Origin of the sequence: Pseudomonas sp. MWU12-2029 (assembly GCF_023242425.1) — a bacterium.
In the GTDB taxonomy this organism is placed as follows: Bacteria; Pseudomonadota; Gammaproteobacteria; order Pseudomonadales; family Pseudomonadaceae; genus Aquipseudomonas; species Aquipseudomonas kribbensis.
The window spans coordinates 368,375-393,854 of record NZ_JALJDY010000003.1; the positions used below are offsets into that span (position 1 = coordinate 368,375).

The 25,480-nt window shown below is 61.5% G+C and carries 25 protein-coding genes; 11 read left to right on the forward strand and 14 right to left on the reverse strand.

Going from position 1 to position 25,480, the window contains the following annotated elements:
- Positions 1 to 14: 14 nt before the first annotated feature.
- On the reverse strand, positions 15 to 518 hold the full coding sequence (locus M5B44_RS09515; protein WP_248738970.1) for a VOC family protein: 504 nt from the start codon (positions 516 to 518) through the stop codon (positions 15 to 17).
- Between the two features lie 148 nt (positions 519 to 666).
- On the opposite strand from M5B44_RS09515, the gene M5B44_RS09520 reads away from it, so the two are divergent.
- The 3 genes from M5B44_RS09520 to M5B44_RS09530 all read left to right on the forward strand — a co-directional run bounded on the left by M5B44_RS09520 (position 667) and on the right by M5B44_RS09530 (position 3,585).
- Positions 667 to 2,013, forward strand: a complete 1,347-nt coding sequence (locus tag M5B44_RS09520; protein WP_248738971.1) for an FG-GAP repeat protein — start codon at positions 667 to 669, stop codon at positions 2,011 to 2,013.
- A 166-nt stretch (positions 2,014 to 2,179) separates the two neighbouring features.
- Positions 2,180 to 2,428, forward strand: coding sequence for a transmembrane sensor/regulator PpyR (locus M5B44_RS09525; RefSeq protein ID WP_248738972.1), 249 nt, complete (start codon positions 2,180 to 2,182; stop codon positions 2,426 to 2,428).
- Positions 2,429 to 2,430: 2 nt separating this feature from the next.
- Entirely contained in the window at positions 2,431 to 3,585 is a 1,155-nt protein-coding gene (locus tag M5B44_RS09530; RefSeq protein ID WP_248738973.1) for an NnrS family protein, read from the forward strand.
- A 5-nt stretch (positions 3,586 to 3,590) separates the two neighbouring features.
- Here the strand turns inward: M5B44_RS09530 and M5B44_RS09535 are convergent, their stop codons facing one another.
- The gene (locus tag M5B44_RS09535) at positions 3,591 to 4,262 is read right to left on the reverse strand and encodes a class I SAM-dependent methyltransferase (RefSeq protein ID WP_248738974.1); all 672 of its coding nucleotides are present in this window, start codon (positions 4,260 to 4,262) and stop codon (positions 3,591 to 3,593) included.
- Between the two features lie 37 nt (positions 4,263 to 4,299).
- Positions 4,300 to 5,448 carry a GGDEF domain-containing protein gene (locus tag M5B44_RS09540; protein WP_248738975.1) on the reverse strand — a complete coding sequence of 383 codons (1,149 nt, stop codon included), beginning with the start codon at positions 5,446 to 5,448 and terminating at the stop codon, positions 4,300 to 4,302.
- Between the two features lie 108 nt (positions 5,449 to 5,556).
- Between M5B44_RS09540 and M5B44_RS09545 the strand changes: the two genes are divergently transcribed.
- Positions 5,557 to 5,949, forward strand: coding sequence for a GFA family protein (locus M5B44_RS09545; protein WP_248738976.1), 393 nt, complete (start codon positions 5,557 to 5,559; stop codon positions 5,947 to 5,949).
- Between the two features lie 38 nt (positions 5,950 to 5,987).
- On the opposite strand, the gene M5B44_RS09550 is transcribed toward M5B44_RS09545, so the two are convergent.
- On the reverse strand, positions 5,988 to 6,818 hold the full coding sequence (locus M5B44_RS09550; protein WP_085708611.1) for an alpha/beta fold hydrolase: 831 nt from the start codon (positions 6,816 to 6,818) through the stop codon (positions 5,988 to 5,990).
- Between the two features lie 227 nt (positions 6,819 to 7,045).
- Here M5B44_RS09550 and M5B44_RS09555 point away from each other — a divergent pair, with 227 nt between their 5' ends.
- From M5B44_RS09555 to M5B44_RS09575, 5 genes are all read left to right on the forward strand, one after another.
- Positions 7,046 to 7,945: an acetoacetate decarboxylase family protein gene (locus M5B44_RS09555; protein WP_248738977.1), complete on the forward strand. Its 900-nt coding sequence runs from the start codon at positions 7,046 to 7,048 to the stop codon at positions 7,943 to 7,945.
- Positions 7,946 to 8,073: 128 nt separating this feature from the next.
- A complete protein-coding gene (locus M5B44_RS09560) occupies positions 8,074 to 8,529 on the forward strand; it encodes a (2Fe-2S)-binding protein (protein ID WP_085708608.1) in 456 nt (151 codons plus the stop codon).
- Between the two features lie 17 nt (positions 8,530 to 8,546).
- Positions 8,547 to 10,709: a xanthine dehydrogenase family protein molybdopterin-binding subunit gene (locus M5B44_RS09565; protein WP_248738978.1), complete on the forward strand. Its 2,163-nt coding sequence runs from the start codon at positions 8,547 to 8,549 to the stop codon at positions 10,707 to 10,709.
- Between the two features lies 1 nt (position 10,710).
- Complete coding sequence (locus M5B44_RS09570) at positions 10,711 to 11,289, forward strand: hypothetical protein (RefSeq protein ID WP_248738979.1); 579 nt, start codon at positions 10,711 to 10,713, stop codon at positions 11,287 to 11,289.
- Between the two features lie 62 nt (positions 11,290 to 11,351).
- Positions 11,352 to 12,317: a sensor domain-containing diguanylate cyclase gene (locus M5B44_RS09575; protein WP_114882282.1), complete on the forward strand. Its 966-nt coding sequence runs from the start codon at positions 11,352 to 11,354 to the stop codon at positions 12,315 to 12,317.
- A 49-nt stretch (positions 12,318 to 12,366) separates the two neighbouring features.
- Here M5B44_RS09575 and M5B44_RS09580 read toward each other — a convergent pair whose 3' ends face one another.
- The 9 genes from M5B44_RS09580 to gloB form a co-directional block, all read right to left on the reverse strand.
- Positions 12,367 to 12,792, reverse strand: a complete 426-nt coding sequence (locus tag M5B44_RS09580; RefSeq protein ID WP_248738980.1) for a VOC family protein — start codon at positions 12,790 to 12,792, stop codon at positions 12,367 to 12,369.
- A 221-nt stretch (positions 12,793 to 13,013) separates the two neighbouring features.
- Positions 13,014 to 13,808: an enoyl-ACP reductase FabI gene (gene fabI, locus M5B44_RS09585; protein ID WP_085708603.1), complete on the reverse strand. Its 795-nt coding sequence runs from the start codon at positions 13,806 to 13,808 to the stop codon at positions 13,014 to 13,016.
- A 19-nt stretch (positions 13,809 to 13,827) separates the two neighbouring features.
- Positions 13,828 to 15,438 (reverse strand): ABC transporter ATP-binding protein, encoded by a 1,611-nt coding sequence (locus M5B44_RS09590; protein ID WP_248738981.1) that lies wholly within the window; start codon positions 15,436 to 15,438, stop codon positions 13,828 to 13,830.
- Between the two features lies 1 nt (position 15,439).
- Positions 15,440 to 16,459, reverse strand: a complete 1,020-nt coding sequence (locus M5B44_RS09595; RefSeq protein WP_248738982.1) for an ABC transporter permease — start codon at positions 16,457 to 16,459, stop codon at positions 15,440 to 15,442.
- Between the two features lies 1 nt (position 16,460).
- Positions 16,461 to 17,534, reverse strand: coding sequence for a microcin C ABC transporter permease YejB (locus tag M5B44_RS09600; RefSeq protein ID WP_085708600.1), 1,074 nt, complete (start codon positions 17,532 to 17,534; stop codon positions 16,461 to 16,463).
- A 4-nt stretch (positions 17,535 to 17,538) separates the two neighbouring features.
- A complete protein-coding gene (locus tag M5B44_RS09605) occupies positions 17,539 to 19,380 on the reverse strand; it encodes an extracellular solute-binding protein (protein WP_114882285.1) in 1,842 nt (613 codons plus the stop codon).
- Entirely contained in the window at positions 19,377 to 21,209 is a 1,833-nt protein-coding gene (locus tag M5B44_RS09610; protein WP_248738983.1) for an extracellular solute-binding protein, read from the reverse strand. The genes M5B44_RS09605 and M5B44_RS09610 overlap by 4 nt, the downstream gene beginning before the upstream one ends.
- A gap of 164 nt (positions 21,210 to 21,373) precedes the next feature.
- On the reverse strand, positions 21,374 to 22,840 hold the full coding sequence (locus M5B44_RS09615; RefSeq protein ID WP_248738984.1) for a transglycosylase SLT domain-containing protein: 1,467 nt from the start codon (positions 22,838 to 22,840) through the stop codon (positions 21,374 to 21,376).
- A 99-nt stretch (positions 22,841 to 22,939) separates the two neighbouring features.
- The gene (gene gloB, locus M5B44_RS09620; protein ID WP_114886648.1) at positions 22,940 to 23,707 is read right to left on the reverse strand and encodes a hydroxyacylglutathione hydrolase; all 768 of its coding nucleotides are present in this window, start codon (positions 23,705 to 23,707) and stop codon (positions 22,940 to 22,942) included.
- 65 nt (positions 23,708 to 23,772) lie between these two features.
- Between gloB and M5B44_RS09625 the strand changes: the two genes are divergently transcribed.
- A complete protein-coding gene (locus M5B44_RS09625) occupies positions 23,773 to 24,531 on the forward strand; it encodes a methyltransferase domain-containing protein (RefSeq protein ID WP_085708596.1) in 759 nt (252 codons plus the stop codon).
- A gap of 89 nt (positions 24,532 to 24,620) precedes the next feature.
- Positions 24,621 to 25,082 (forward strand): ribonuclease HI, encoded by a 462-nt coding sequence (gene rnhA, locus M5B44_RS09630; RefSeq protein WP_039770807.1) that lies wholly within the window; start codon positions 24,621 to 24,623, stop codon positions 25,080 to 25,082.
- On the opposite strand, the gene M5B44_RS09635 is transcribed toward rnhA, so the two are convergent.
- Positions 25,083 to 25,388, reverse strand: coding sequence for a DUF2388 domain-containing protein (locus M5B44_RS09635; RefSeq protein ID WP_248738985.1), 306 nt, complete (start codon positions 25,386 to 25,388; stop codon positions 25,083 to 25,085). It abuts the gene before it with no gap.
- Positions 25,389 to 25,480: the final 92 nt, after the last annotated feature.

Sequence of the window (25,480 nt, forward strand, 5' to 3'; positions counted from 1 at the left end):
AGTGCCCGAGTGTATTAGCTCTGGCCGGCGAAGGCTCGCTCGAGTTCGGCGATGTCGAGTTTTTTCATTCCGAGCATGGCCTGCATCGCCCGTTGGGCCTTGGTCTGGTCGGCGTCGGTCATCATGTGCATGAACGCCACCGGCACGATCTGCCACGACACGCCGAACTTGTCTTTGAGCCAGCCGCATTGCTGCGCTTCCACTGGGCCGCCAGCAGAAAGGGTGCCCCAGAAATGGTCAACTTCCTCCTGGTTTTGGCAGTTGACCTGAAACGAAATCGCCTCATTGAACTTGAACATCGGCCCGCCATTGAGGCCGGTGAAGGTGTGACCGTCGAGTTCAAAACTGACGGTCATCACCGAGCCTTCCGGGCGGCCGTGAAACTCCTGGCCGGCCTTGCCGTAGTGGGTGAGGGCGGTGATTTTCGAGTGGTCGAAGATCGAGCAGTAAAACTTCGCCGCCGCTTCGGCCTGATCGTCGAACCACAGGCACGGGGTCAGCTTTTGAAAGCGTTGCATGGCAGTCTTCCTCGGCAGGTTGGACACGCTGGATTAATAGCGTAGTCAGTCCGGGGCAGGGCGTAGGCACCATAGATCGACAAGTGCGCCTAAAAACGATTGTCGTTAGACTTGCCGCCCCGATTTTGCCGCAAGGATGCTCTGCAACATGTCTGTCTCTCGTGCGTTGTTTTTTCTCTGCCTGTTTGGCGCCGCTTCGGCCAGTGCCGACCCGCTGAGCTGCCAGCTCACCGATCCGGCAAACAGTTACAGCATCGATGTGAAAGTCGACCACCTGCCGACGCAGAACTTCGAACCAGTGGCGGCGCAAGTCACCCTGCGCGACAAGTCCAGTGGCGAAGTGTTGCAACGAATCGATGCTGTCGAGGCTACGGATCTGATTCCGATTGACGATTCGGCCCGGATATTGCGATGTGACGAACAACGGCTGTTGGTGTTTGGCGACTTCAATTTCGATGGGCATCAGGATCTGGCAATCCGTAACGGCAATGACGGCGGCTACGCGGCAGCTTCCTATGACGTCTATCTGTTCGATCCGTCGAGCCCGGTGCTGGTACTGAACAAGGCGTTGTCGGCGCTGACTCGCGAACCGTATCTGGGGTTGTTCGAAGTCGATTCCACTGCTCGACTGCTCGTCACTCATTCGAAAAGCGGTTGCTGCTGGCGTCAGACTATTACCTGGCAGGTGCAGGACAATTCGCCGGTCAAGGTGGCCGAAAAAGTCGAGGTCGCGCAGCGGCCGTCCGAAGGCAGTCCGCTGATGCCGGCGGGTTATAACGATGTCACCCAGCGGGAATTGAAGGACGGCAAATGGCTGGAGCAGCGTCGCCTTGAAGGACCGGTGGGTGAAGCGCCGGTGATGCTGCGGGGCAAGCTCGACGGCAGGATCGCATTCGAGCTGTGGTGGCAGATGTTGGGTGGCGTCTACATTGGCGAGGTTCGTTATACGAAAACGGGCAATGGCCAACCGATCCGGCTGGTGGGCGAAACCTACGATGATGGAGCCGTGCTGCTGCATGAGCTGGATGCTCAGGGCCGTGTCACCGGCGACTGGTACGTGGCAGGTGAGCCTGATGAGCACGGCTTTCAGGGCGGAACATGGCACAACGGCGACAAGTCCCTGATCTTCGAAGCGCGACCGACTGCTTTCCGGGTTGCACCGCAAAAGTTTCAGACGCCCACGGGCGATCAGCGTGAGGGACGTTACGTGATGATGGCGTCGGACGGGCGATCGGCGTGGCTGACGATCAAGATTACGCCGGCCACCGAGAAGGGCGCGGGTGAGCAGGCGTCCATCCAGATGGTTGTGACGCAGGCGGGAAAACCACCCCGCCAGGAAACCCGGCAATGGCCGTTGCAGGCGGGCAATCTGGTGATTGGTCAGGATCAGATCGCCGAGCCGCTCTATCGTCTGCGCCTGCTCGACGGAGCGGTGCAAGTGGAGGGTGCCGGTGAGTTCTCTGATTTCAGAGGGGCTTACGCAAAACAACCCTGAAGACGATTGTTGTCTTTATGACAAACATGGAAGTCAATATGACTCTATCTGGGTGGAGTCATAATGACTTCTTTTGGATTATGCAGCTGATTTATAACGATAAAAAAACTGGCACAAGAGTTGATACATCAATCGTACAAACTGATCCGCTCAGGAGTACGAAAAAATGTTCACTTTCTTCGAGAATCCGCTGAACGTTCTGCACCTGTCGAGCAAGATCCTCGTCGCCGGTCTGGTGATGTTGCTGGCCGGTATCTACGGCGCCTACCTTTATCAGGGCCACATGCCGATTGCGCTGCTGGTGGCGATGCACGCCATGACCATCATCGGTCCGACGCTGCTGAAAATCGGCTACGTGATGCGGCTCCTGTCGCAATATCGGCTGGGCCGGCATCATGCCGCCGTGGTGGCTTGAACATGCGCAGACTCGCCAATGCACCGCTGTTCAGCCTGGGCTTCCGGCCGCTGTTTCTGGCCGGGGCCGGATTCGCCGCGTTGGCGATCCTGATCTGGGGTCTGTGGCTTTACGGCCATTGGTTCGACTTGCAACCGGCGGGCGGCATGCTCGCCTGGCATCGGCATGAAATGCCGTTCGGTTTCGCGACGGCAATCGTTGCCGGTTTTTTGCTGACGGCGGTGCCCAACTGGACGGGGATTCCCGGCGTGCGCGGCGGGGCGTTGATCGTTTTGGTGTCGGTTTGGCTGCTCGGTCGAGTGGTGTGGTGGATGCCGTTGCCTGTTGGGTTGATCCTCGCGCTGCAATGGATTTTTCTGCCGCTGCAGGCGGTGATGCTGGGACGGGATCTGGTCGCCGCGCGCAAACGTGATAACTACCCGATTGTGTTGGTGCTCGGGTTGATGGCGGGGTGTCAGGCGCTGACTTTGATTGGCTTGTACAACGACGACGCAGGTCTGCAACGCCAGGGTGTTCTGGGCGCTTTGTGGCTGGTGGCGGCGCTGATGACCGTGATTGGCGGGCGGGTGATTCCGTTCTTTATTCAGCGCGGCTTGAACCGTCCACCGGCACCGGCCGCCCATCCGTTGCCCACGCGGTTACTGTTGATCGGCAGTCTGCTGACAGCGATCACGTTTGCGGCGGGTCTCAACGATTCACCTCGGCTATGGCTGGCAGCGCTGTTTGCGCTCACCGGCAGTTTGCAAATGTTGCGGCTGATCCGCTGGCATGATCGCGGGATGTGGCAGGTGCCGCTGCTCTGGTCGTTGTACCTGGCTTACGGCTGGATGGCGCTGGCGATCTGGGCCATGGCAGCGTGGCATCTGGGGCTGCTCGGCCAGCAAAGTCTGGCAACCCATGCGCTGGCGGTTGGCGGCGTGGGCGGGTTGATTCTGGCGATGATTGCGCGGGTCAGCCTCGGCCACACCGGCCGTTTGTTGCAACCGCCGAAAGCCGTGGTGCTGGGGTTTGCACTGGTGTTGATCGCGGCGGGTTGCCGAGTGTTGCTGGTGCCGTTTTCCAGTCTGGGGCTCGGGCTGTCCGTGGTGCTCTGGTGCGCTGCGTTTGCTCTGTTTTTACGGCATTACACCGGGATCCTGCTCAAACCGAGGCTGTAGCTTTTTCAGTCACGACGCTCGGCAATCATCAACAACGACTGCGGCACGGGGCTTTGCGGATGCTGCGGCTCGCGCAGGCTGGTCAACTGAAACCCGGCCATGTCCAGCGCATTCAGCCAACTGGACAAGGTGCGGAAATACCACGGCATCGGCTGCCACTGGCCTTTGAAGCCGGCAAAGGTTTCCTCTCGCCAGCCATCCTGATAATCACCGGCGGCCACCGACCATGGATGCAGCGTCTGGATCACCAGCGCGCCGCCGGGCACGAGCAGGGCGTTCATGGCGGCGAGCAGCGGGATGATGTCCTGATGCAGCAGGGAAAAATTGGCGCAGATCAGGTCGTAGTCGGAGCCGATATCGACTTTCGCTTCCACCAGATCTTCATAGCTGGCGACGTGCACCGATGATGATCCTGCGGCTTGTGCTGCCTCGACCAGCGTGGCATCACCGTCCACGCCAACCGTTTCGATCCCGCGTTCGGCCAATGCCCGCAAAAGCCAGCCTTCGCCGCATCCCAGATCGAGTACGCGTTCAGGTTGGCGCCCCATTAGCGCCAACAGCATGGCTTGATCGGTGACCTGCTGGCGGCTTTCAATGGCGCCACTGCGGATGGCTTCGGTCCAGGCCCGGGCGTTGTGGTGCCAGCTCTGGAGGAGGGTGGACTCAGGCGAGGACATGGCGAACTCCGAGGATGCGGGTGCAGGCAAGGATAGGTCAGGTGCAGTCCGCCAGACGAATCCGGTTGCGTCCGCCGCGCTTGGATTCGTAGAGCGCGCTGTCACCCTGTTCGATCAATGCCGCGAGGCTGGCCGGTGGCTGGTCGAAAACCTTGGCGCCGATGCTCAAGGTGACGGCTTCAGGAGTGATGTAGGCCTGCGCAGTCATCGCCTGAAACTGCTCACGCAGCTCGCTGCCCAGCACCATGATCTGTTCGTGGGAAGCATCGCCCAGCAACATGACGAATTCGTCACCGCCCAGCCTTGCCGCCAGCGCGCCCTGAGGCAACTGCGAGCGGATCATTTCGCTGAGCGAAATCAGCAAGCGGTCGCCGGCGGTGTGGCCATACAGATCGTTGATCAGTTTGAAGTTGTCGATGTCGATCAGCAGCAGGGCGCCGGGGCGGGCGCTGGAGACTTCTCCGAGCAGGCGCGGGGCGCGGACTTCGAGGGCGCGGCGGTTGTACAGCGCGGTTAGCGGATCCCGGGCGGCCAGTTCGGCGATCTGTTTTTCCCGGCGGTAGCGCTCGGTGCCGGTCATCGACAGCGCGATCAGCATGATTGCCATCGCGCCTTCGACCAGAGAGATCTGAATGATCTCGCCGCGCAGCGACGCCAGATCGATCAAAGTGCCCGGAGTCACCGCGATGATCGCCTTGGTGAAATAGAACGCGCCGTGGATCAGCAGCACATAACGCAGTTGCACGGCGCCGATGCTCAGCGACTTGCCGTGAGGGCGCAGCAACAGACTGGCTCGCAGCATCAACGCGGCAACCAGCAGCGAGTTGGCCACCAGCATGATCTTCGACCACGACGGATCTTCCGGTAACAGCAGCAACGCCAGCCACACGAGGAACATCAAGTACCAGGCTCGCGATAACGACCTCTGGGTAAACTGCGCGACGCCCAGCAGGAACAGCCAGTGCGCAACGACCAGCAAACCGTTGGCGAACCAGATGCCGATCAACGGATAACCGTTGGCGCGCAACAGGGCCAGGCTCGAGCCGACGGTGATGGTGGCGAAACCGGCGCTCCAGAACAGCAATGAGGATTCGCGGATGCTGCGCCATTCGACCGCCAGGTAAAGGGCAGCCGCCGCTGCCAGAGCGGTGGAAATGGTCAACATCGTAAGGGGGTCGAGCGCCATGAATGGAGTGGTCTGTCTGAATGGTGGTAATGGGCCACGATTGTAAGCGTTCCCCCAGTGCGCTGCTATTTTCACTCACCGGATATTCCATTTTGCGGGAGGTGTGCCATGGATCGACTGACCGGCGGTTGCCTGTGCGGCGCGGTACGGATTGAAACGACGGGCCGACCCTGGCGAGTTGGCGTTTGCCATTGTCTGGATTGCCGCAAACACCATGGCGCGCTGTTTGCGTCGGCGGCGATCTTTCCGGCGGAGGCGGTGACCATTACCGGCGAAACCCGTGACTACGCCGGGCGGTTTTTCTGTCCGCGCTGTGGATCGTCGGTGTTCGGGCGCAGTGGTGATGAAATCGAGGTCAGTCTCGGCGCGCTGGATGCGCCCGATCAGTTGCAGCCGACTTATGAGCTCTGGACGGTGCGTCGCGAGTCTTGGCTGCCGGCGTTTCCATTGGCCAGACACTATGTGGGTAATCGCGAGGGGGCGGGGAGAACCGAAGAGTAGCCGGGGGCAGGTATGGCGCCTGACCCCGGCCAATAAAATCAGCCGCGAATGAAGGCCAGCAGATCCGCGTTGATCGTCGGCGCCTCGGTGGTCGGCATGCCGTGAGGGAAGCCCGGATAAATCTTCAGCGTGCTGTTCTTCAGCAGTTTGGCGGAGAGCACACCGGAGTCTTCATACGGAACGATCTGGTCGTCATCGCCGTGCATCACCAGCACCGGAATCGAAATACCTTTCAGGTCTTCGGTGAAGTCGGTCTGCGAGAACGCGACGATTCCGTCATAGTGCGCCTTGGCGCCGCCCATCATGCCCTGACGCCACCAGTTGAGCACGACGGGTTCCGAAGGCTTGGCCCCCGGCCGGTTGTAGCCGTAGAACGGACCGGCCGGCACATCGTGATAGAACTGCGCACGATTGGCTGCCAGTTGGGCCTGAAGATCGTCGAACACCGACTTTGGCAGACCACCCGGATTACTTTCGGTTTTCACCATCAGCGGCGGCACTGCGCTGATGATCGCGGCTTTGGAAACCCGATCCTCGCCATGTCGGGCGATGTAGTGAATCACCTCGCCGCCACCGGTGGAGTGGCCGACATGCACGGCTTTCTGTGTCCCCAGATGATTGACCACCGCCGCCACGTCGTCGGCGTAGTGATCCATGTCGTGGCCGTCCCAGACCTGGCTCGAGCGACCGTGACCGCGTCGGTCGTGGGCCACCACCCGGAAGCCCTGAGCAAGGAAGAACAGCATCTGCGCATCCCAATCGTCCGAGCTCAGCGGCCAGCCGTGATGGAAGTGGATCACCGGAGCGTCTTTCGGGCCCCAGTCCTTGTAGAAGATTTCGACGCCGTCTTTCGTTGTGACATAGCCCATGTTCGCTACTCCTGAAAAATGCGGAACGGAAACGTGAAGGGGGGAAGACAAGTGTTATGAACTCTAGGATTGAAGTGCACTTCAAGGTCAAGCAAGTTCCGAACGGTCATCGCTGGCGTGAATGGTGGGCCATAGCCGTTGTGCGCTTGACCTTAAAGTTTGGTTGAACCTTAGAGTGGCGCTGACCGGCCACCTGCCGGGCCACTCATCGAGAAAGGTCAGCGAACATGAGCAAGCGCTTTACGGAAGTCGAATTCGGATCGCACAAGGTCGAGGTGCTGGAGGGCGGCTACTACGACCGTTTCCGCATGAACCCCAACCTCGACGAAGTGGCCCGGGACAAGGCCGCCGGCAACATCGACTTCTTCCGGCGCATTCCCAAGCAGCAGGTGGCGTCCCGAGTCGGACCGACCTGGGCGCCAAACTTCTATTACCGCTCCGGCAGCGTGCAGTTGCTGTTCCTCGCACCGCTGGACCGCTTGCGCGCCACGTTGCCGGCGCCGCTTGAACCGCTGCGGGCGTTTCCCGGTTATGGGCTGGTGGCGCTGACATTTTTCTCTTACTCGGTTTGCGACAACGATCCGTACGACGAAGTCTCCGTGGCGATTGTCGTGCGCCGCCCCGGTGCCCAAGGCTCCCACGCGCTGGAACTGATGGACGCGATGCGCCGGCGTAGCTTCACTGCCCATGTGCTGGCGCTGCCGGTGAACACCGAAATCGCCCGGGTGCGCGGCGTACACGGCTATCAACTGCCCAAATGGCGCGCCGACATCAACGTGAACATCGGCACCAGCGTCAGCGCCCGCATCGACGGGCCCAAGGGCCTGCCGGACCTGGTCCTGAAAACCCCGCTGCCGACCCTGAAAAACGTCACCCCGCAATCGCGCATGAGCACCGCCACCATGATTCATCAGGTTGACGGTCTGTGGCATCAAAGCGTGGTGCAGAGCAACACACTATCCTTTGCCCAACGCCTGTTTCCCCGCGATGTGCAGCTGGATCGCAATGGCGGGCCACTGAGCCAGTTGCTCGACGGCCTCGGGGCTTCGCGAATCCTGCGCCTGGACGTGATCAAGGACGCCCAGATCGTGCTCAACCTGCCCGTGCCGCTGACGGCACAGCCATGACCGGTGGTCGCGGCGGCTGGTCGTCGGGGCAAAATGCGCTTAGCTGAAAGGGATAAGCCGAGGCGTGCACGGCATCGAATGCTGTCGCAACGCCCCTTCAGAACACCGTGAGTCTGAGGAAATCCCCGATGCTGACCTTGAACATCAATGGCAAGGATCAGGAGCTCGATGTCCCCGCGGACATGCCGTTGCTCTGGGTTCTGCGCGATGTCGCGCACCTGACCGGCACCAAGTTCGGTTGTGGCATGGCCCAGTGCGGGGCCTGCACCGTGCACGTCGATGGCGCGCCGCTGCGCTCCTGCATCACGCCGGCCACCGCTGTCGCCCACGGCCAGAAAATCCTCACCATCGAAGGTCTTTCGACCGATGGTTCGCACCCGGTGCAACAGGCCTGGGCCGAACTGGACGTGGTGCAATGCGGCTACTGCCAGTCCGGGCAGATCATGTCCGCCGCCGCGTTGCTGGCGAAAATCCCCAAACCCACCGACAGCGACATCGATCAGGCGCTCTCCGGCAACATCTGCCGTTGCGGCACGTATCCAAGAATCCGCGCGGCGGTCAAACGTGCTGCCGACATCGGCTGAGCGAGGGGAGGTGAGTGATGAACAGTCCTGTATCCCGTCGCGGATTTCTCAAGGGCAGCGCCGTGCTTGGCGGTGGTCTCGTCGTGGCGTTCGTGGTGCCCGGCGGCAACCGCTTTGCCACAGCGGCGGAAAATGAAGGCAAGGCCTTTGCGCCGAACGCGTTCCTGCGGATTGCGCCGGACAACAGCGTCACCGTGCTGCTCGGCCATTCGGAAATGGGCCAGGGCATCTGGACCGGCCTGACCATGTTGATTGCCGAGGAGCTGGACGCCGACTGGTCGAAAATCCGCGTCGAGCACTCGCCGGCCTCGGCTGCCGATTACGGCATGCCGGCGTTTGGCGGGATGCAGATCACCGGCGGTTCGACCTCGACCTGGATGGAGTTCGACCGTTACCGGCTCGCGGGCGCCACCGCGCGGCAGATGTTGATCGAGGCGGCGGCCAAGCGTTTCAACGTGGCGCCGTCGACGATCCGCACCGAATCCGGCGTGGTAATTGCCGGTGACAATCGCGCCACTTACGGCGAACTGGCGGACGCCGCCGGACAGCTGCCGGTGCCGGATCCGAAGTCGATCACCTTCAAGGAAGCCAAAGACTGGAAAGTCATCGGCAAACCCACCAAACGCCTCGACACTCCAGAGAAAATCACCGGCCGCGCGAAGTTCGGCATGGACGTGCAGTTCGACGGGCTGATGACCGCCATGGTCGCCCGGGCGCCGGTGTTTGGTGCCAGCGTCAAATCCTTCGAAGGCGCGCAGGCGCTGGCCATTCCCGGCGTGCGCAAGGTGGTGCAGGTGCCGACTGGCGTGGCGGTGATTGCCGATCATTACTGGGCGGCGAAGCTCGGTCGTGATGCATTGAAAGTCGATTGGGATCTTGGCCCGCACGCCGATCTGAGCAGCGAAAAACTACTGGAGAGTTTCCGCAAACTCGCCGCCACACCGGGCATTCCCGCCAGCCAGGCCGGGGATGCCAAGGGCAGTTTTGGCAAGGCAGCGAAGAAAATCGATGTCGAGTACAGCGTGCCGTATCTGGCTCATGCGCCGATGGAGCCGCTCAATTGCACGGTGAAAATCAGCACAGACAAGTGCGAGATCTGGACCGGCACACAATTTCAGACGCTGGACCAAATGATCGCCGGCAAGATCACCGGACTGAAACCCGAGCAGGTGGAAATCCACACCGAATTCCTCGGCGGCGGCTTTGGCCGGCGGGCCAACCCGACGTCGGACTTTGTCGCCGAAGCGGTGCAGGTGGCGAAGGCTGCCGCGATGCCGGTGAAAACCGTGTGGTCTCGGGAGGATGACATTCGCGGCGGGTATTACCGCTCGATGTTCCTGCATCAGGCGCGGATCGGCCTCGGCGCCGACGGCATGCCGCAAGCGTGGCAGCATGTGCTGGTCGGGCAGTCGATCATGGCCGGCACCATGCTGGAAAAAACCATGGTCAAGAACGGCGTCGACCAGACCTCGGTCGAGGGCGTGGCGGACAGTCCGTACATCCAGGGGCTGGCGGACCATCAGGTCGATCTGCATTCGCCGGCCACCGGGATCAACGTGCTGTGGCTGCGCTCGGTGGGCCACAGCCACACCGCGTTTGTCATGGAGTCGTTGATCGATGAAATGGCCACGGCAGCAGGCAAGGACCCGGTGGAGTACCGGCGAACCTTGCTCAAGGATCACGCCCGGCACCTTGGCGTGCTGAATCTGGCGGTGGAAAAAGCCAACTGGAAAGCGCCGCTGCCGGACGGCCATGCGCTGGGCGTGGCGGTGCACGAGTCGTTCGGCAGCTACGTGGCGCAAGTCGCCGAGGTGTCCCAGGACAACCTGAAGATCCGTGTGCACCGGGTGGTGTGTGCGGTGGATTGCGGGATTGCGGTCAACCCGCAGAGCATCGCGGCGCAGATGGAGTCGTGCATCACCTTCGGCCTGGGCATGGCGTTGCACAGCAAACTGACGCTCAAGGACGGCCAGGTCGTGCAGTCCAACTATCACGACTATCAGGTGCTGCGACTGAACGAGATGCCGGTGGTCGAGGTGCATATTGTGCCAAGCAGCGACAAGCCCGGTGGCATCGGCGAGGCCGGTGTGCCGCCGACCGCGCCGGCGGTGGCCAACGCGGTGTTCGCCCTGACCGGGCAGCGTTTGCGGGAACTGCCGCTGCAACTGTCGGGGGTGTGAGATGAAACGACATCTGTTGTTGGGCACGGTGATTCTGGTCGGGTTGGGTGGTTACGCTTCGGATCTGTTCGCTGACGATCAGGAAGCCCTGAAAGCCTTTGGCACGGTACAGAAAGTGTTCCAGAGCCCGCGTTGCCAGAACTGCCACATTCCCGGCGATTCGCCGTTGCAGTTCGACGCCGGCACGCCCCACGCGATGAACGTGGTGCGCGGTATGGACGGCAAGGGCGCCGCCGGTTTGCCCTGCGCCACCTGCCACGCCGAGAGCAATCCGCCGGCCAGTTATGGCCCCCACGCGCCACCGGGTGCGCCGCACTGGAGCCTGCCACCAGCCTCGCACAAGATGGCCTGGATCGGCCTGCCGCCGGATCGCCTGTGCGCGATGATCAAGGACCGCAGCAGCAACGGCGACCGGGACTTCGCCGCGCTGATCAAGCACGTCAGCGAGGACAAACTGGTGCTCTGGGGCTGGAATCCCGGAGCAGGGCGGCAACCGGTGCCGGTGCCCCACGACATCTTCGTCAGTCAGTTCAAACTGTGGGCGGATGCCGGAGGGCCATGCCCGGTGGCTGGCGGATGAGAAGTTGAGTCATCGCCGAATCGGTCTACGCTAAAGACCACTGATGACAATGGAGTGTACTGATGCTGGTTCCAGGCAAACCCGCCAATGAGGCGGCTCGGGTTCAGGCGCTGTATGGATTGAACCTCCTCGATACTGCCCCCGAAGAACGCTTCGACCGCCTGACCCGTCTGGCCAGGCGACTGTTCAATGTACCGATTGCCCTGGTCACGCTGGTGGACAAGGAGCGGCAATGGTTCAAGTCCTGCGTGGGGCTGGACACTACCGAAACGCCACGTTCTGTTTCGTTCTGCGGCCACGCGATCCTCAAGGATGAGCTGCTGCTGGTGCCCGATGCCCGCGAGGATGAGCGTTTCCACGACAATCCGTTGGTGACCGGTGACCCGAACATCCGCTTCTACGCCGGTTACCCGCTGACCGTGCCCAACGGCAACAAGATGGGCACCTTGTGCCTGATCGACACCAAACCCCGCGAACTCGACGACGAAGAACGCGAGTTGCTGCGCGATCTCGCCGGCATGGCCGAGCAAGAGCTGATGGCCGTGCAGATGGCGAGCATGGACGAGCTGACACTGCTGTCCAATCGCCGGGGCTTCAAGATGCTGGCCCAGCATGCGCTGGACGCCTGCGCACGGATGGACAAACCGGCGACGCTGCTGTTTTTCGACCTCAATGATTTCAAGCAGATCAACGACCTTTACGGGCATGCCGAAGGCGACAGTGCGCTCAAGACCTTCGCCGATGTGTTGCGCATTGCCTTTCGCGAGAGCGACGTGGTCGGGCGCTTGGGTGGCGATGAATTCGTGGCGCTGCTGACCGGCTCCAGCCACATCGAAACCACGGCAATCATGGCGCGGCTCAAGGAAATCCTCGAGGAGCGCAATGCGACGTTGCATCGGGGGTACGCGATTCGCTTCAGTGTCGGGCAGATCGAATACGACCCGCGACGGCATGAAACCGTGGACAAGCTGCTGGCGGATGCGGATGGGGCGATGTATGCCCATAAGCAGGCGTTGAAGCGCTGTTAGTGCCGGCCTCATCGCGAGCAAGCTCGCGAAGGCGTCTGTACAGGCGCTGCTATTTGGCAAACAACTGCCTGATATCCTTGAACGCCTTGAACTCCAGCGCATTGCCGCACGGGTCGAACAGAAACATCGTCGCCTGCTCGCCCACCTGACCCTGAAAACGAATCCCCGGCTCGATCACAAACCGCGTGCCCAGCGATTTCAGGCGTTCGGCCAGGGCGTGCCATTCCTCCATCCCGAGCACCACACCGAAATGCGGCACCGGCACGTCATGGCCGTCCACGGCATTGGTATGGGCAGCTTCCTGCGAGGCGTTTTTTGGCGCCAGGTGAATCACCAGTTGATGGCCGAAGAAATTGAAGTCGACCCAGTGATCGCTGGAACGACCCTCTTCGAGGCCGAACACTTCACGGTAAAAATGCCGGGCGGCGGCGAGGTCGTATACGGGAATGGCCAGATGGAATGGGCTGAGCTGCATGGGAAGGCCTCAATCGACGGTTGGGTGACCTGAGTCTAGCGCTGTGCTTTTCAATCGTGGGAGCGAGCCTGCTCGCGATGACGGTATCAGGCGCACCGGGGGCGTGGATTGATACATCGCGATCAGTCAGCAGGCTGAATCCCACAGAAAAACAGTACTGCTGGAATCGCAGGCATGAAAAAGCCCGCCAATCGGCGGGCTTTTTATCGGCAGCGCGAAGATTACTCTTCGATGTTGCCCATGGCGGTGGTGTTGAAGCCGCCGTCCACGTAGGTGATTTCACCGCTGATGCCGGACGCCAGGTCCGAGCACAGGAAGGCGCCGACGTTGCCGACTTCTTCGATGGTGACGTTGCGACGCAGCGGGGTCTGCGCTTCGTTGGCGGCCAGCATCTTGCGGAAGCTCTTGATGCCGGAAGCGGCCAGGGTACGGATCGGGCCGGCCGATACGCAGTTGACGCGAGTGCCTTCCGGGCCCAGGGAACCGGCCAGGTAACGTACGCCGGCTTCCAGCGAAGCCTTGGCCATGCCCATGACGTTGTAGTTCGGCATGGTGCGCTCGGCGCCCAGGTAGGACAGGGTCAGCAGGCTGCCGTTGCGGCCCTTCATCATTTCGCGACCGGCCTTGGCCAGAGCGACGAAGCTGTAGGCGCTGATGTCGTGAGAGATGCGGTAGCCTTCACGGGTGGTGACTTCGGTGAAGTCGCCGTCCAGCTGGTCGCCCGGTGCGAAGCCTACGGAGTGCACGATGCAGTCCAGGCCGTCCCACTTCTTGCTCAGTTCTTCGAAGACCTTGGCGATTTCCGCATCGCTGGCCACGTCGCACGGGAAGCACAGCTCAGGGCTCGAACCCCAGCCCTGTGCGAACTCTTCGACGCGACCTTTCAGTTTTTCGTTCTGATAAGTGAAGGCAAGCTCAGCGCCCTCGCGATGCATGGCGGCAGCGATGCCGGATGCGATGGACAGCTTGCTGGCGACACCGACGATCAGTACGCGCTTACCGGCGAGAAAACCCATGTGTTGCTCCTCTTTCAGGTTATTGCGCAGTGGCTGGTGCCAGAAAAGCGGCTTCCAGCAACTGCTGTGTATACGGATGTTGGGGGGCGGCAAAAATACTTTGCGCGTCTCCCTGTTCGACCACTTGGCCATGCTTGACCACCATCAACTGGTGGCTCAGCGCTTTCACAACAGCCAGATCATGGCTGATGAACAAATACGTCAGGTTGTACTTGGCTTGCAGTGAACGCAACAGCTCCACTACTTGCCGCTGCACCGTCCGGTCGAGGGCCGAAGTCGGCTCGTCCAGCAGGATCAGCGCCGGTTTGAGCACCAAGGCCCGGGCAATGGCGATACGCTGCCGCTGCCCACCGGAAAATTCGTGGGGGTAGCGGTGCCGGGTTTCCGGATCCAGACCTACCTCCTTCAATGCCGCAATAATCGCCGCTTCCTGCTCGGCGGCGGTGCCCATCTTGTGGATCCGCAAGCCTTCGCCAACGATGTCACTTACACACATCCGTGGGCTCAGGCTGCCAAACGGGTCCTGGAACACCACCTGCATCTCCCGACGCAACGGGCGAACCTCGTTCTGCGTCAGGCAGTCTAGCTGCTTGCCTTCAAAACGGATCGCGCCTTTGCTGCCGATCAACCGCAAGATCGCCAGCCCCAGAGTGGATTTGCCGGAACCGCTTTCCCCCACGATCCCCAAGGTCTGACCCTGAGGCAGGCTGAAATTGATGCCGTCCACTGCCTTGACGTGATCCACCGTGCGTTTGAGCAGGCCTTTCTTGATCGGGAACCAGACTTTCAAGTCCTCGACCTGCAACAGCGGCGCGCCGATTTTATTGCTCGCCGGGCCTCCGCTGGGCTCCGCCGCCAGCAGCTCCCGAGTGTACGGATGCTGCGGAGAACGGAACAGCTCTGCGCACGATGCCTGTTCGACGATGCAACCGCGCTGCATGACACATACGCGATGCGCAATTCTTCGCACCAGGTTCAAATCGTGACTGATCAGTAGCAGCGCCATGCCCAATCGAGCCTGCAATTCCTTGAGCAGGTCGAGGATTTTCAGCTGAACGGTCACGTCCAGCGCGGTGGTCGGCTCGTCGGCAATCAGCAGTTCCGGCTCGTTGGCCAAGGCCATGGCGATCATCACCCGCTGGCGCTGGCCGCCGGACAACTCGTGGGGCAGGGCCTTGAGGCGCTTGTGCGGCTCGGGAATGCCGACCATTTCCAGCAGCTCCAGCGTGCGCTTGGTCGCGACCTTGCCGGTCAGACCCTTGTGGATGCCGAGGATCTCGTTGATCTGTTTTTCGATGGAGTGCAGCGGGTTGAGCGAGGTCATCGGCTCCTGGAAGATCATCGCGATCCGGTTGCCACGGATGTGACGGATGGTCTTTTCGCTCAGCTCCAGCAGGTTTTGCCCGGAATAGCTGATGCTGCCGGCCGGATGGCGGGCCAGCGGGTAGGGCAGCAGGCGCAGGATCGAGTGCGCCGTCACCGACTTGCCCGAGCCGGACTCGCCCACCAACGCCAGGGTTTCGCCACGCTTGATGTCGAAGCTGACGCCCTCGACCACCCGATGGGCGCGATCGCTCGTGCCGAATTCGACGGCGAGGTCGCGGATTTCGATCAGATTGTCCTGATTCATGTCACTTCCTCGGGTCGAAGGCATCGCGAGCGGACTCGCCGATAAACACCAGCAGGCTCAGCATCAGCGCCAGCACCGCAAACGCGCTCATGCCCAGCCACGGCGCCTGCAGGTTGGATTTGCCCTGGGCCACCAGTTCGCCCAGCGACGGGCTGCCGGCCGGTAAACCGAAACCGAGGAAGTCCAGTGCGGTGAGGGTGCCGATGGCGCCGGTCAGGATGAACGGCATGAAGGTCATGGTCGAGACCATGGCGTTGGGCAGGATGTGGCGGAACATGATCGCGCCGTTCTGCATGCCCAGCGCCCGGGCCGCGCGTACGTACTCGAGGTTGCGTCCGCGCAGGAACTCGGCGCGTACCACGTCCACCAGGCTCATCCACGAGAACAGCAGCATGATCCCCAGCAGCCACCAGAAGTTCGGCTGGACGAAACTGGCGAGAATGATCAGCAGGTACAGCACCGGCAAGCCCGACCAGATTTCCAGGAAACGCTGTCCGGCCAGATCCACCCAGCCGCCATAGAAGCCCTGCAACGCGCCGGCGATCACGCCGATGATCGAACTGAGCACGGTCAGGGTCAGGGCGAATAGCACGGAGATACGGAAGCCGTAGATCACCCGCGCCAGCACATCGCGGCCCTGATCGTCAGTGCCCAGCAGGTTCACTGTCGAGGGCGGGGCAGGGGCCGGGACTTTCAGGTCGTAGTTGATGCTCTGGTAGCTGAACGGAATCGGCGCCCACAGCACCCAGGCGTCCTTGGCCTCGAGCAGTTCCTGGATGTACGGGCTCTTGTAGTTGGCTTCCAGCGGGAACTCGCCGCCGAAAGTGGTTTCCGGATAGCGCTTGATCGCCGGGAAGTACCAGTTGTTGTCGTAGTGCACCACCAGCGGCTTGTCGTTGGCGATCAGTTCGGCGCCGAGGCTCAGGCCGAACAGGATCAAAAACAGCCATAGCGACCACCAGCCACGCTTGTTGGCCTTGAACAGTTCGAAGCGCCGGCGGTTGAGCGGGGACAGGTTCATCTCAATGCTCCCGGCTGGCGAAGTCGATGCGCGGATCGACCAGGGTGTAGGTGAGGTCGCCGATCAGTTTCACCACCAGCCCCAGCAGGGTGAAGATGAACAGGGTGCCGAACACCACCGGGTAATCGCGGTTGATCGCCGCTTCGAAACTCATCAGGCCGAGGCCGTCGAGGGAAAAGATCACCTCCACCAGCAGCGAGCCGGTGAAGAAGATGCCGATGAACGCCGACGGGAATCCGGCAATCACCAGCAGCATCGCGTTGCGGAATACATGGCCGTAGAGCACGCGATGGCGAGTCAGGCCCTTGGCTTTGGCAGTGACCACGTATTGTTTGTTGATCTCGTCGAGGAAGCTGTTTTTGGTCAGCAGGGTCATGGTCGCGAAGTTGCCGATCACCAGTGCCGTCACCGGCAGCGCCAGGTGCCAGAAGTAGTCGAGGACCTTGCCGCCCAGGCTCAGCTCGTCAAAGTTGTTCGAGGTCAGGCCGCGTAGCGGAAACCAGTCCAGATAACTGCCGCCGGCAAACACCACGATCAGGAGAATCGCAAAGAGGAACGCCGGGATCGCATAACCGACGATGATCGCCGAACTGGTCCAGACGTCGAAGTGACTGCCGTGCCGCGTGGCCTTGGCGATCCCCAGCGGGATCGACACCAGGTACATGATCAGCGTGCTCCACAGCCCCAGCGAGATCGATACCGGCATCTTTTCCTTGATCAGGTCGATGACCTTGGCGTCGCGGAAAAAGCTGTCGCCGAAGTCCAGCCGCGCGTAGTTCTTGACCATGATCCACAGCCGTTCCGGCGCCGACTTGTCGAAACCGTACATGTGCTCGATTTCCTTGATCAGCGCCGGGTCCAGGCCTTGCGCGCCGCGATAGGCGGAGCCGGCCACCGACACTTCGGCACCGCCGCCGGCAATGCGGCTGGTGGCGCCTTCGAAGCCTTCGAGCTTGGCGATCATCTGTTCCACCGGCCCGCCGGGCGCGGCCTGGATGATCACGAAGTTGATCAGCAGAATGCCGAACAGGGTCGGAATGATCAGCAACAGTCGCCGAAAAATATACGCCAGCATCTGATTACTCCGTGCCCACAGGGTCGGCTTGCAGTTGGGTTTGCACTTCTACCGCAGGTTTCGTGTCGGGCTTGACCCACCAGGTATTAATGCCGATGTCGTACTTGGGGGAGACTTTCGGATGGCCGATGTGGTTCCAGTAAGCTACGCGCCAGGTCTTGATGTGCCAGTTGGGGATCACGTAGTAACCCCATTGCAGCACGCGGTCCAGCGCCCGGGCGTGGGCCACCAGGCTTTTGCGCGAGTCGGCGTTGATCAGGCTCTCGACCAGTTGATCGACGATCGGGTCTTTCAGGCCCATGGAGTTGCGGCTGCTCGGTTTGTCGGCGGCGGCGCTCATCCAGAACTCCCGTTGTTCGTTACCCGGTGAGTTGGACTGCGGGAAACTGCCGACGATCATGTCGAAATCCCGCGAACGCACGCGGTTGACGTATTGCGAGACGTCGACGCGGCGGATCACCAGATCGATGCCAAGGTCGGCGAGGTTGCGCTTGAACGGCAGCAGCACCCGTTCGAATTCGGTCTGGGCCAGCAGGAACTCGATGACCACCGGTTTGCCGGTGGTGTCGACCATCTTGTCGTCGACGATCTTCCAGCCGGCCTCTTGCAGCAGTTGATAGGCTTCGCGTTGCTGCAGGCGGATCATGCCGCTGGCATCGGTCTTGGGGTTTTCGAAGGCTTCGCTGAACACCTGCGCCGGGAGCTGGCGGCGGAACGGGTCGAGAATCGCCAGTTGATCGGCGTCCGGCAGGCCGGTGGCGGCCATTTCCGAGTTCTCGAAATAACTGCGGGTGCGCACATAGGCGCTGTTGAACAGTTGCTTGTTGGTCCATTCGAAGTCGAGCAGCAGGCCCAGCGCCTGACGCACACGAACGTCCTGGAACACCGGACGGCGCAGGTTGAAGACGAAGCCCTGCATCCCGGTCGGGTTGCCGTTGGGGATCAGTTCCTTGACCAGTCGGCCTTCGGTGACGGCCGGAATGTTGTAGGCGTTGGCCCAGTTCTTCGCGGTCATTTCCAGCCAGTAGTCGAACTGGCCGGCCTTCAGCGCTTCCAGGGCGACGGTGTTGTCGCGGAAGTAGTCGGTGGTCATCACATCGAAATTGTAGAAGCCGCGATTGACCGGCAGGTCCTTGCCCCAGTAATCCTTGACCCGCTCGTAACGTACCGAGCGCCCGGCCTTCACTTCGGCGACCCTGTACGGGCCGCTGCCCAGCGGGATTTCCAGATTGCCCTTGTTGAAATCGCGACTGGCCCACCAGTGTTTCGGCAGTACCGGCAACTGGCCGAGGATCAGCGGCAGCTCGCGATTGTTGTTGTGCTTGAACTTGAACAGCACCGTGAGCGGATCTTCGGCAACGGCCTCTTCGACGTCGCTGTAGTAACCGCGAAACATCGGCGAGCCTTCTTTCGTCAGGGTCTCGAAGCTGAACACCACGTCCTCGGCACGCACCGGGTGGCCGTCATGGAAGCGCGCTTCGGGGCGCAGGTAGAAACGCACCCAGCTGTTGTCCGGGGCCTTTTCGATCTTGCCGGCGATCAGGCCGTATTCGGTGAACGGCTCGTCGAGGCTGTGCCGGGTCAGGGTGTCGTAGATCTGCCCGACGTCATCGGCCGGCACGCCTTTGCTGATGAACGGGTTGAGGCTGTCGAAACCGCCGAAACCGGCCTGACGGAAGACTCCACCTTTGGGGGCATTGGGGTCAACGTAATCGAAATGCTTGAAATCGGCAGGGTATTTCGGCGGCTCGTTGTACAGGGTCACGGCGTGTTGCGGGGCGGCGCAGGCCAGCCCGGCGAACAACAGGCCGCAAGCCTGCACGAGCAGGGTGCGAACGGCGTTCATTGACCTTTCTCCGAAGATTTCAGCCACCACGCGCTCAGGCCCAGGGTGTAGGGCGGAGTGGTGACGAAGGCGAACCGGTTGCGGTACGCCAGACGATGATAATTGAGGTACCAGTTGGGAATGCTGTAGTGCTGCCAGAGCAGCACGCGGTCCAGCGCCTTGCCGGCGGCGACCTGTTCATCGCGGGTGCGGGCGGCGAGCAATTGCTCGAGCAGATGATCGACCACCGGGTTGGCGATGCCCGCGTAATTCTTGCTGCCCTTGACCCCGACCTGGCTGGAGTGGAAGTACTGCCACTGTTCCAGCCCCGGGCTGAGGGTCTGGTTGAGGGTCATGAGGATCATGTCGAAGTCGAACTGATCCAGGCGCTGCTTGTATTGGGCGCGATCCACCGTGCGCAGGCGCGCGTCGATGCCGATGCTGTTGAGGTTCTCGATGTACGGCTGGAGGATCCGCTCAAGATTCGGGTTGACCAGCAGCAGTTCAAAACTCAGCGGTTGCCCGGCGGCGTTCTGCAAGCGTTGGCCATTGAGCTTCCAGCCGGCCTCGGCCAGCAGCGCGAGGGCCTTGCGCATGGTTTCCCGGGGAATGCCGCGCCCGTCGGTCTTTGGCAGCGTGAACGGCTCGGTGAACAGCCGGGCCGGCAATTGATCCTTGTACGGCTTGAGCATCAACCATTCGTGACCGACGGGCAGGCCGCTGGCGCTGAACTCGCTGTTCGGGTAATAGCTGGTGGTGCGCTGGTAGGCATCGCTGAACAGCGCGCGGTTGGTCCACTCGAAATCAAACATCAGGCCCAACGCTTCGCGGGTCTTGACGTCCGAGAAGGTGGCTCGCCGGGTGTTCATGAACAGGCCCTGGCTCTGGGTCGGGATCTGGTGCGGGATCTGCGCCTTGATCACGTCGCCACGGCGCACGGCCGGGAAGTTGTAGCCATTGGCCCAGTTCTTCGCCTGATGCTCGATATAGATGTCGAACTCGCCGGCCTTGAACGCTTCGAAGGCCACATCGCTGTCGCGATAGAACTCGACTTCCATGCGATCGAAGTTGTACTTGCCGCGATTGACCGGCAAGTCCTTGCCCCAGTAATCCTTGACCCGTTCGAAAATCAGCTGCCGTCCCGGCGTCACCGAGGTAATGCGGTACGGCCCGCTGCCCATTGGCGGCTCGAAGGTGGTGGCCTTGAAGTCACGGCCCTTCCAGTAATGCTGGGGCAGCACCGGCAACTCGCCCAGACGCAGGATCAGCAGCGGATTGCCCGAGCGCTTCATGATGAAGCGAATGCGCTGCGGGTTGAGGATGTCGACCCGCGACACCTCCTGCAGCGCCGTCCGGTACAGCGGATGGCCTTCCTTGAGCAGCGTCCGATAGGAGAACGCCACGTCGTAGGCGGTGATCGGCGTGCCATCGTGGAAGCGCGCTTCCGGGCGCAGGTTGAACACCACCCAGCTGCGGTCTTCGCTGTATTCCACCGATTGCGCGATCAGGCCATAGCTGGAGGCCGGCTCATCGCCGGACGGCGAATACTGGCCGGTGCCGACCATCAGCGGCTCGTTCAGCTCGTTGATGCCGTACTGCAGGAAATTCGGGGTGGTGACCGGGCTGGTGCCCTTGAAGGTGTAGGGGTTGAGCGTATCGAAGGTGCCAAACGCCATCACCCGCAAGGTGCCGCCCTTGGGCGCTTGCGGGTTGACCCAGTCGAAGTGGGTAAATCTGGCCGGGTACTTGAGCGTGCCGAACTGCGCATAACCGTGGCTTTCGGTGATCGTGGCGCTGACGGGGGAGCTCAAGGCCAGGCTGATCAGGAGCAGGAGGAGGGGACGCTTCAAGTCAGATCCGATCCAGGCGGCTTGGGCTTTGTGGGCCGTACAGTAACAGCTTGTATGGACAGGAAAAAGACAGGGGCTTAATGCGCGGTTAATTGTGGGAGTTGCCGGCATCGACAGCAAAAAATGACAGGCAAAAAAAAGCCCCTGAATTCAGGGGCTCTTTGTCAGTGCGGCTGGTAGACCGTGAGCATCTGCCCAGGCTTGAGCGCCTTGCCGGCGCCCGGGTTCCAGCGCTTGAGATGCTGCATCTCGACGTTGAAACGCTTGGCAACAACATACAGCGTATCGCCGCGCTGGACCTTGTACTGGGTCTGCTGCTTGCTGTCGTCCTTGGCTTTGGTCTTGGTGTTGGCCGCGATCACGGTGTTGATGCGCCCGCCGGTCTTGCTGGCCGGAGTGCGTTTGGTGGTGTCCTGCATGACCAGGGTCTGGCCGACCTTGAGGTTCTTGCCGGTCAGCTTGTTCCAGCGTTGCAGGTCCTTGACGTCGACCTTGTTGGCCTTGGCGATGGAGCCGAGGTTGTCGCCGCGCTTGACCCGGTAGGCACGCTTGAGCTTCGCGACTTCGGTCGGGTCGGCGCCTTCGAAGACCGGTTTCAGCGAACGAGGGCTGATCAGTTCTTCAGGACGCATGGTCTGCAGACTGGCGGTCAGCAGTTGCGCCTTCGAGGTCGGCACCAGCAGGTGTTGCGGGCCGTCGATGGTGGTGCGCTGCTTGAACGCCGGGTTGAGCTGGAACAGCTCGTCTTCGTCGATGTTGGCCACGGCGGCGACCTTGGACAGGTCCATGCGCTGGTTGATTTCGACGACCTGGAAGTAAGGTTCGTTGGCGATCGGGTTGAGGTTCACCCCGTAGGCTTCCGGCGACAGCACCACTTGCGACAGGGCCAGTAGTTTCGGCACGTAGGCCTGGGTTTCTGCCGGCAGCGGCAGGTTCCAGTAGTCGGTCGGCAGGCCGAGCTTTTCGTTGCGTTCGATGGCGCGGCTGACCGTGCCTTCGCCGGCATTGTAGGCCGCCAGGGCCAGCAGCCAGTCGCCGTTGAACATGTCGTGCAGGCGGGTCAGGTAATCCATCGCTGCCGTGGTCGAGGCGGTGATGTCGCGACGGCCGTCGTAGAAACGGGTCTGGCGCAGGTTGTAGTAGCGCCCGGTGGACGGGATGAACTGCCAGAGGCCCACCGCGTCGGCCCGGGAATAGGCCATCGGGTTGTAGGCGCTTTCAATCACTGGCAGCAGGGCCAGTTCCAGCGGCATGTTGCGTTCTTCGAGGCGCTCGACGATGTAATGAATGTAGAGGCTGCCGCGCTCGCCGGCGTTCTCGAGAAAGGAAGGGTTACTGGCGAACCACAGGCGCTGCTGCTCGATGCGCGGGTTTACGCCCAGGCCTTCCTGAAGCTGAAAACCACCGCGCATGCGTTCCCAGATGTCCTGGGGCACCTGCGGGCTGGGCTTCTCGGACAACCAGATCGGCTTCTGCTTGGCTCGCGCAGCAATGTTCGGCGTATGGGTCGCTTCAGTCTGCGGAGCATGGCTGGAACAGCCCGCCAGCGTGGCGGACACAGCCACCGCGATGGCTTGCGCCAGGCGGGTCAATGCGTCTGAATTGACGGACTTACGTATGGATGACGACATTGGCTGGAAGTAAGTTCCGGGCAAAAATGTCGGGCGATTCTAGAAAGCGCACCCCCTGCGGTCAACCATTCAGCGTTTTTGTACCAAGTGGTGAACGGCTTAGAACTTATCTTTCCAAGCCCGCAGAGCCGCAAAAACCTCACTCGGCGCCCGGTTTTGAGCGCCATTCCGTTCGTCCACTTTTTGTGTAACTAATGTTTCACTGGTACGCAGAAACGGGTTTGTGAGCTTTTCCAGGGCAATGGTCGAGGGCAGGGTCATGACCCCGTTCTGCCGTTGCTGGCTGACTTTTTCCAGACGGGCGGCAATGTCCGGGTTGCCCGGCTCCACCGCAGCGGCAAATTTCAGGTTGCTCAGGGTGTATTCGTGGGTGCAGTAGACCAGCGTGTCTTCCGGCAGGGCCGCCAGACGACCAAGGGAGTGGTGCATTTGCTCCGGCGTGCCCTCGAACAAACGGCCGCAACCGGCGGCGAACAGGGTGTCGCCGCAGAACAGCAGGCCGTGATGGTAATAGGCGATGTGCCCCAGGGTGTGGCCGGGAACGGCGTAGACATCGAAATCCCAGCCGAGCACGCGAACCTTGTCGTTATCCTTGAGCGCCACATCCCGCCCCGGAATGCTTTCGCTGGCCGGACCGTAGACGGTGGCGCCCGTAGCCTTTTTAAGCGTCTCGACACCGCCGACATGATCATGGTGATGATGAGTGATCAGAATGTCGCCCAGCACCCAGCCCGGATGCGCGGCAAGCCACGCCTGCACGGGGGCGGCATCGCCCGGGTCGACCACCGCGCAACGCTGGGTGGCATGATCCTGTAACAACCAGATGTAGTTGTCGGTGAAGGCGGGCAGGGCACTGATCTGTATCATCTTCGGATTCGCCAAGCGGGTAACATTGGCGCATCTTAGAGGTTCCTGGCGTGTTGGAGAATGCAATGATCGATAAAGCGTTCGCTCAGGCCGATCCTGACTGGCTGGCCCTGATCGGGGCGGCCCGTGAATGGCTGTCCGGTCCCCTCGGGCAATTTCTGCTCGACGAAGAGCGGCGCATGCTCGAAGACGAGCTCGGCCGGTTCTTCGGCGGCTATCTGGTGCATTACGGCCCTTCTGCAGAAACACCGCCGTCGGCGCCGCAGGTGCAGCGCAACGTGCGGCTCGGTGCGCCGTTGCCCGGTGTCGAGATCGTCTGCGAAGAGCAGGCCTGGCCGTTGAGCGAGCACGCCGCCGACGTGGTGGTGTTGCAGCACGGTCTGGATTTCTGCCTGTCGCCCCACGGCCTGCTGCGTGAAGCGGCCAGCAGCGTGCGCCCCGGCGGGCATCTGCTGATTGTCGGCATCAATCCCTGGAGCACCTGGGGCCTGCGCCATGTGTTCGCTCACGATGCGTTGCATCAGGCGCGCTGCATCTCGCCATCGCGGGTCGCCGACTGGCTCAACCTGCTGGGCTTCGCGCTGGAGAAACGCCGCTTCGGGTGCTATCGTCCGCCGCTCGCGTCACCCAAGTGGCAGGCCCGTCTGGCCGGCTGGGAACGCAAGGCCGGCGACTGGCAACTGGCGGGCGGCGGTTTCTATCTGTTGGTCGCGCGCAAGATCGTGGTCGGCCTGCGTCCGGTGCGTCAGGAGCGCCGCGAGCCGATGGGCAAGCTGATTCCGCTGCCGATGGCCAAGGTCAATCGTCGCCGCATCGAACCGTAAACCTTCTTTTATTGTGGCCGGGTCTGTCCGGCCCGGGCCGTTGTCGATCCGTGATCGGCGGGGCCAGGCATTTTTCTGGATAGAGTGGCATGAGCGAAAGCGTCGATAGCGTAGAACTGTTCACTGACGGCGCCTGCAAGGGCAACCCCGGCCCGGGCGGCTGGGGCGCCCTGCTGGTGTGCAAGGGCGTCGAAAAGGAACTGTGGGGCGGCGAAGCCAACACCACCAACAACCGCATGGAGCTGCTCGGCGCGATTCGCGGCCTGGAAGCCCTCAAGCGTCCGTGCGAAGTGCTGCTGGTGACCGACTCGCAATACGTGATGAAAGGCATCAACGAGTGGATGGCCAACTGGAAGAAACGCGGCTGGAAAACCGCTGCCAAAGAGCCAGTAAAAAATGCCGACCTGTGGAAAGAGCTGGACGAGCAGGTCAATCGCCACAAGGTCACCTGGAAATGGGTCCGCGGCCACATCGGCCACCACGGCAACGAACGCGCCGACCAATTGGCCAATCGTGGTGTGGATGAAGTGCGCGGCTACAAGCAGGATTGATTACAGCATCAGAATGGCGCTCGCCAATTGCAAGTCAGTGGCGGACAGTTCCGGCAACAGGCTGCGAATCCGCTGGAATGCCGCCTCCATCTGCGCGCCACGAATGTCTCCGTCGCTGGCCACGAAGGCCGCCGCATCATCCTTGGCGGCCAGCACGATCTTGTCGTCCTTGAACGACCCGCTGGTGCCTTTGCTGGAGCTGAGCGTCAGGCTCAGGGTGATGTCGGTGCTGATGACAAAACTGGTGGCGTGCGCTTCGGCCGTCAGCAGGCAGGCGCCAACCAAAAAAACGTATGCAGTCTTCATGACGTGCTCAAATCCACTGGGAAACAGGCCGCGCACGCTAACAAGCCGGTTTGCCCCAGACTTTATGAACATTGCTAATGATTGTTAAAAAC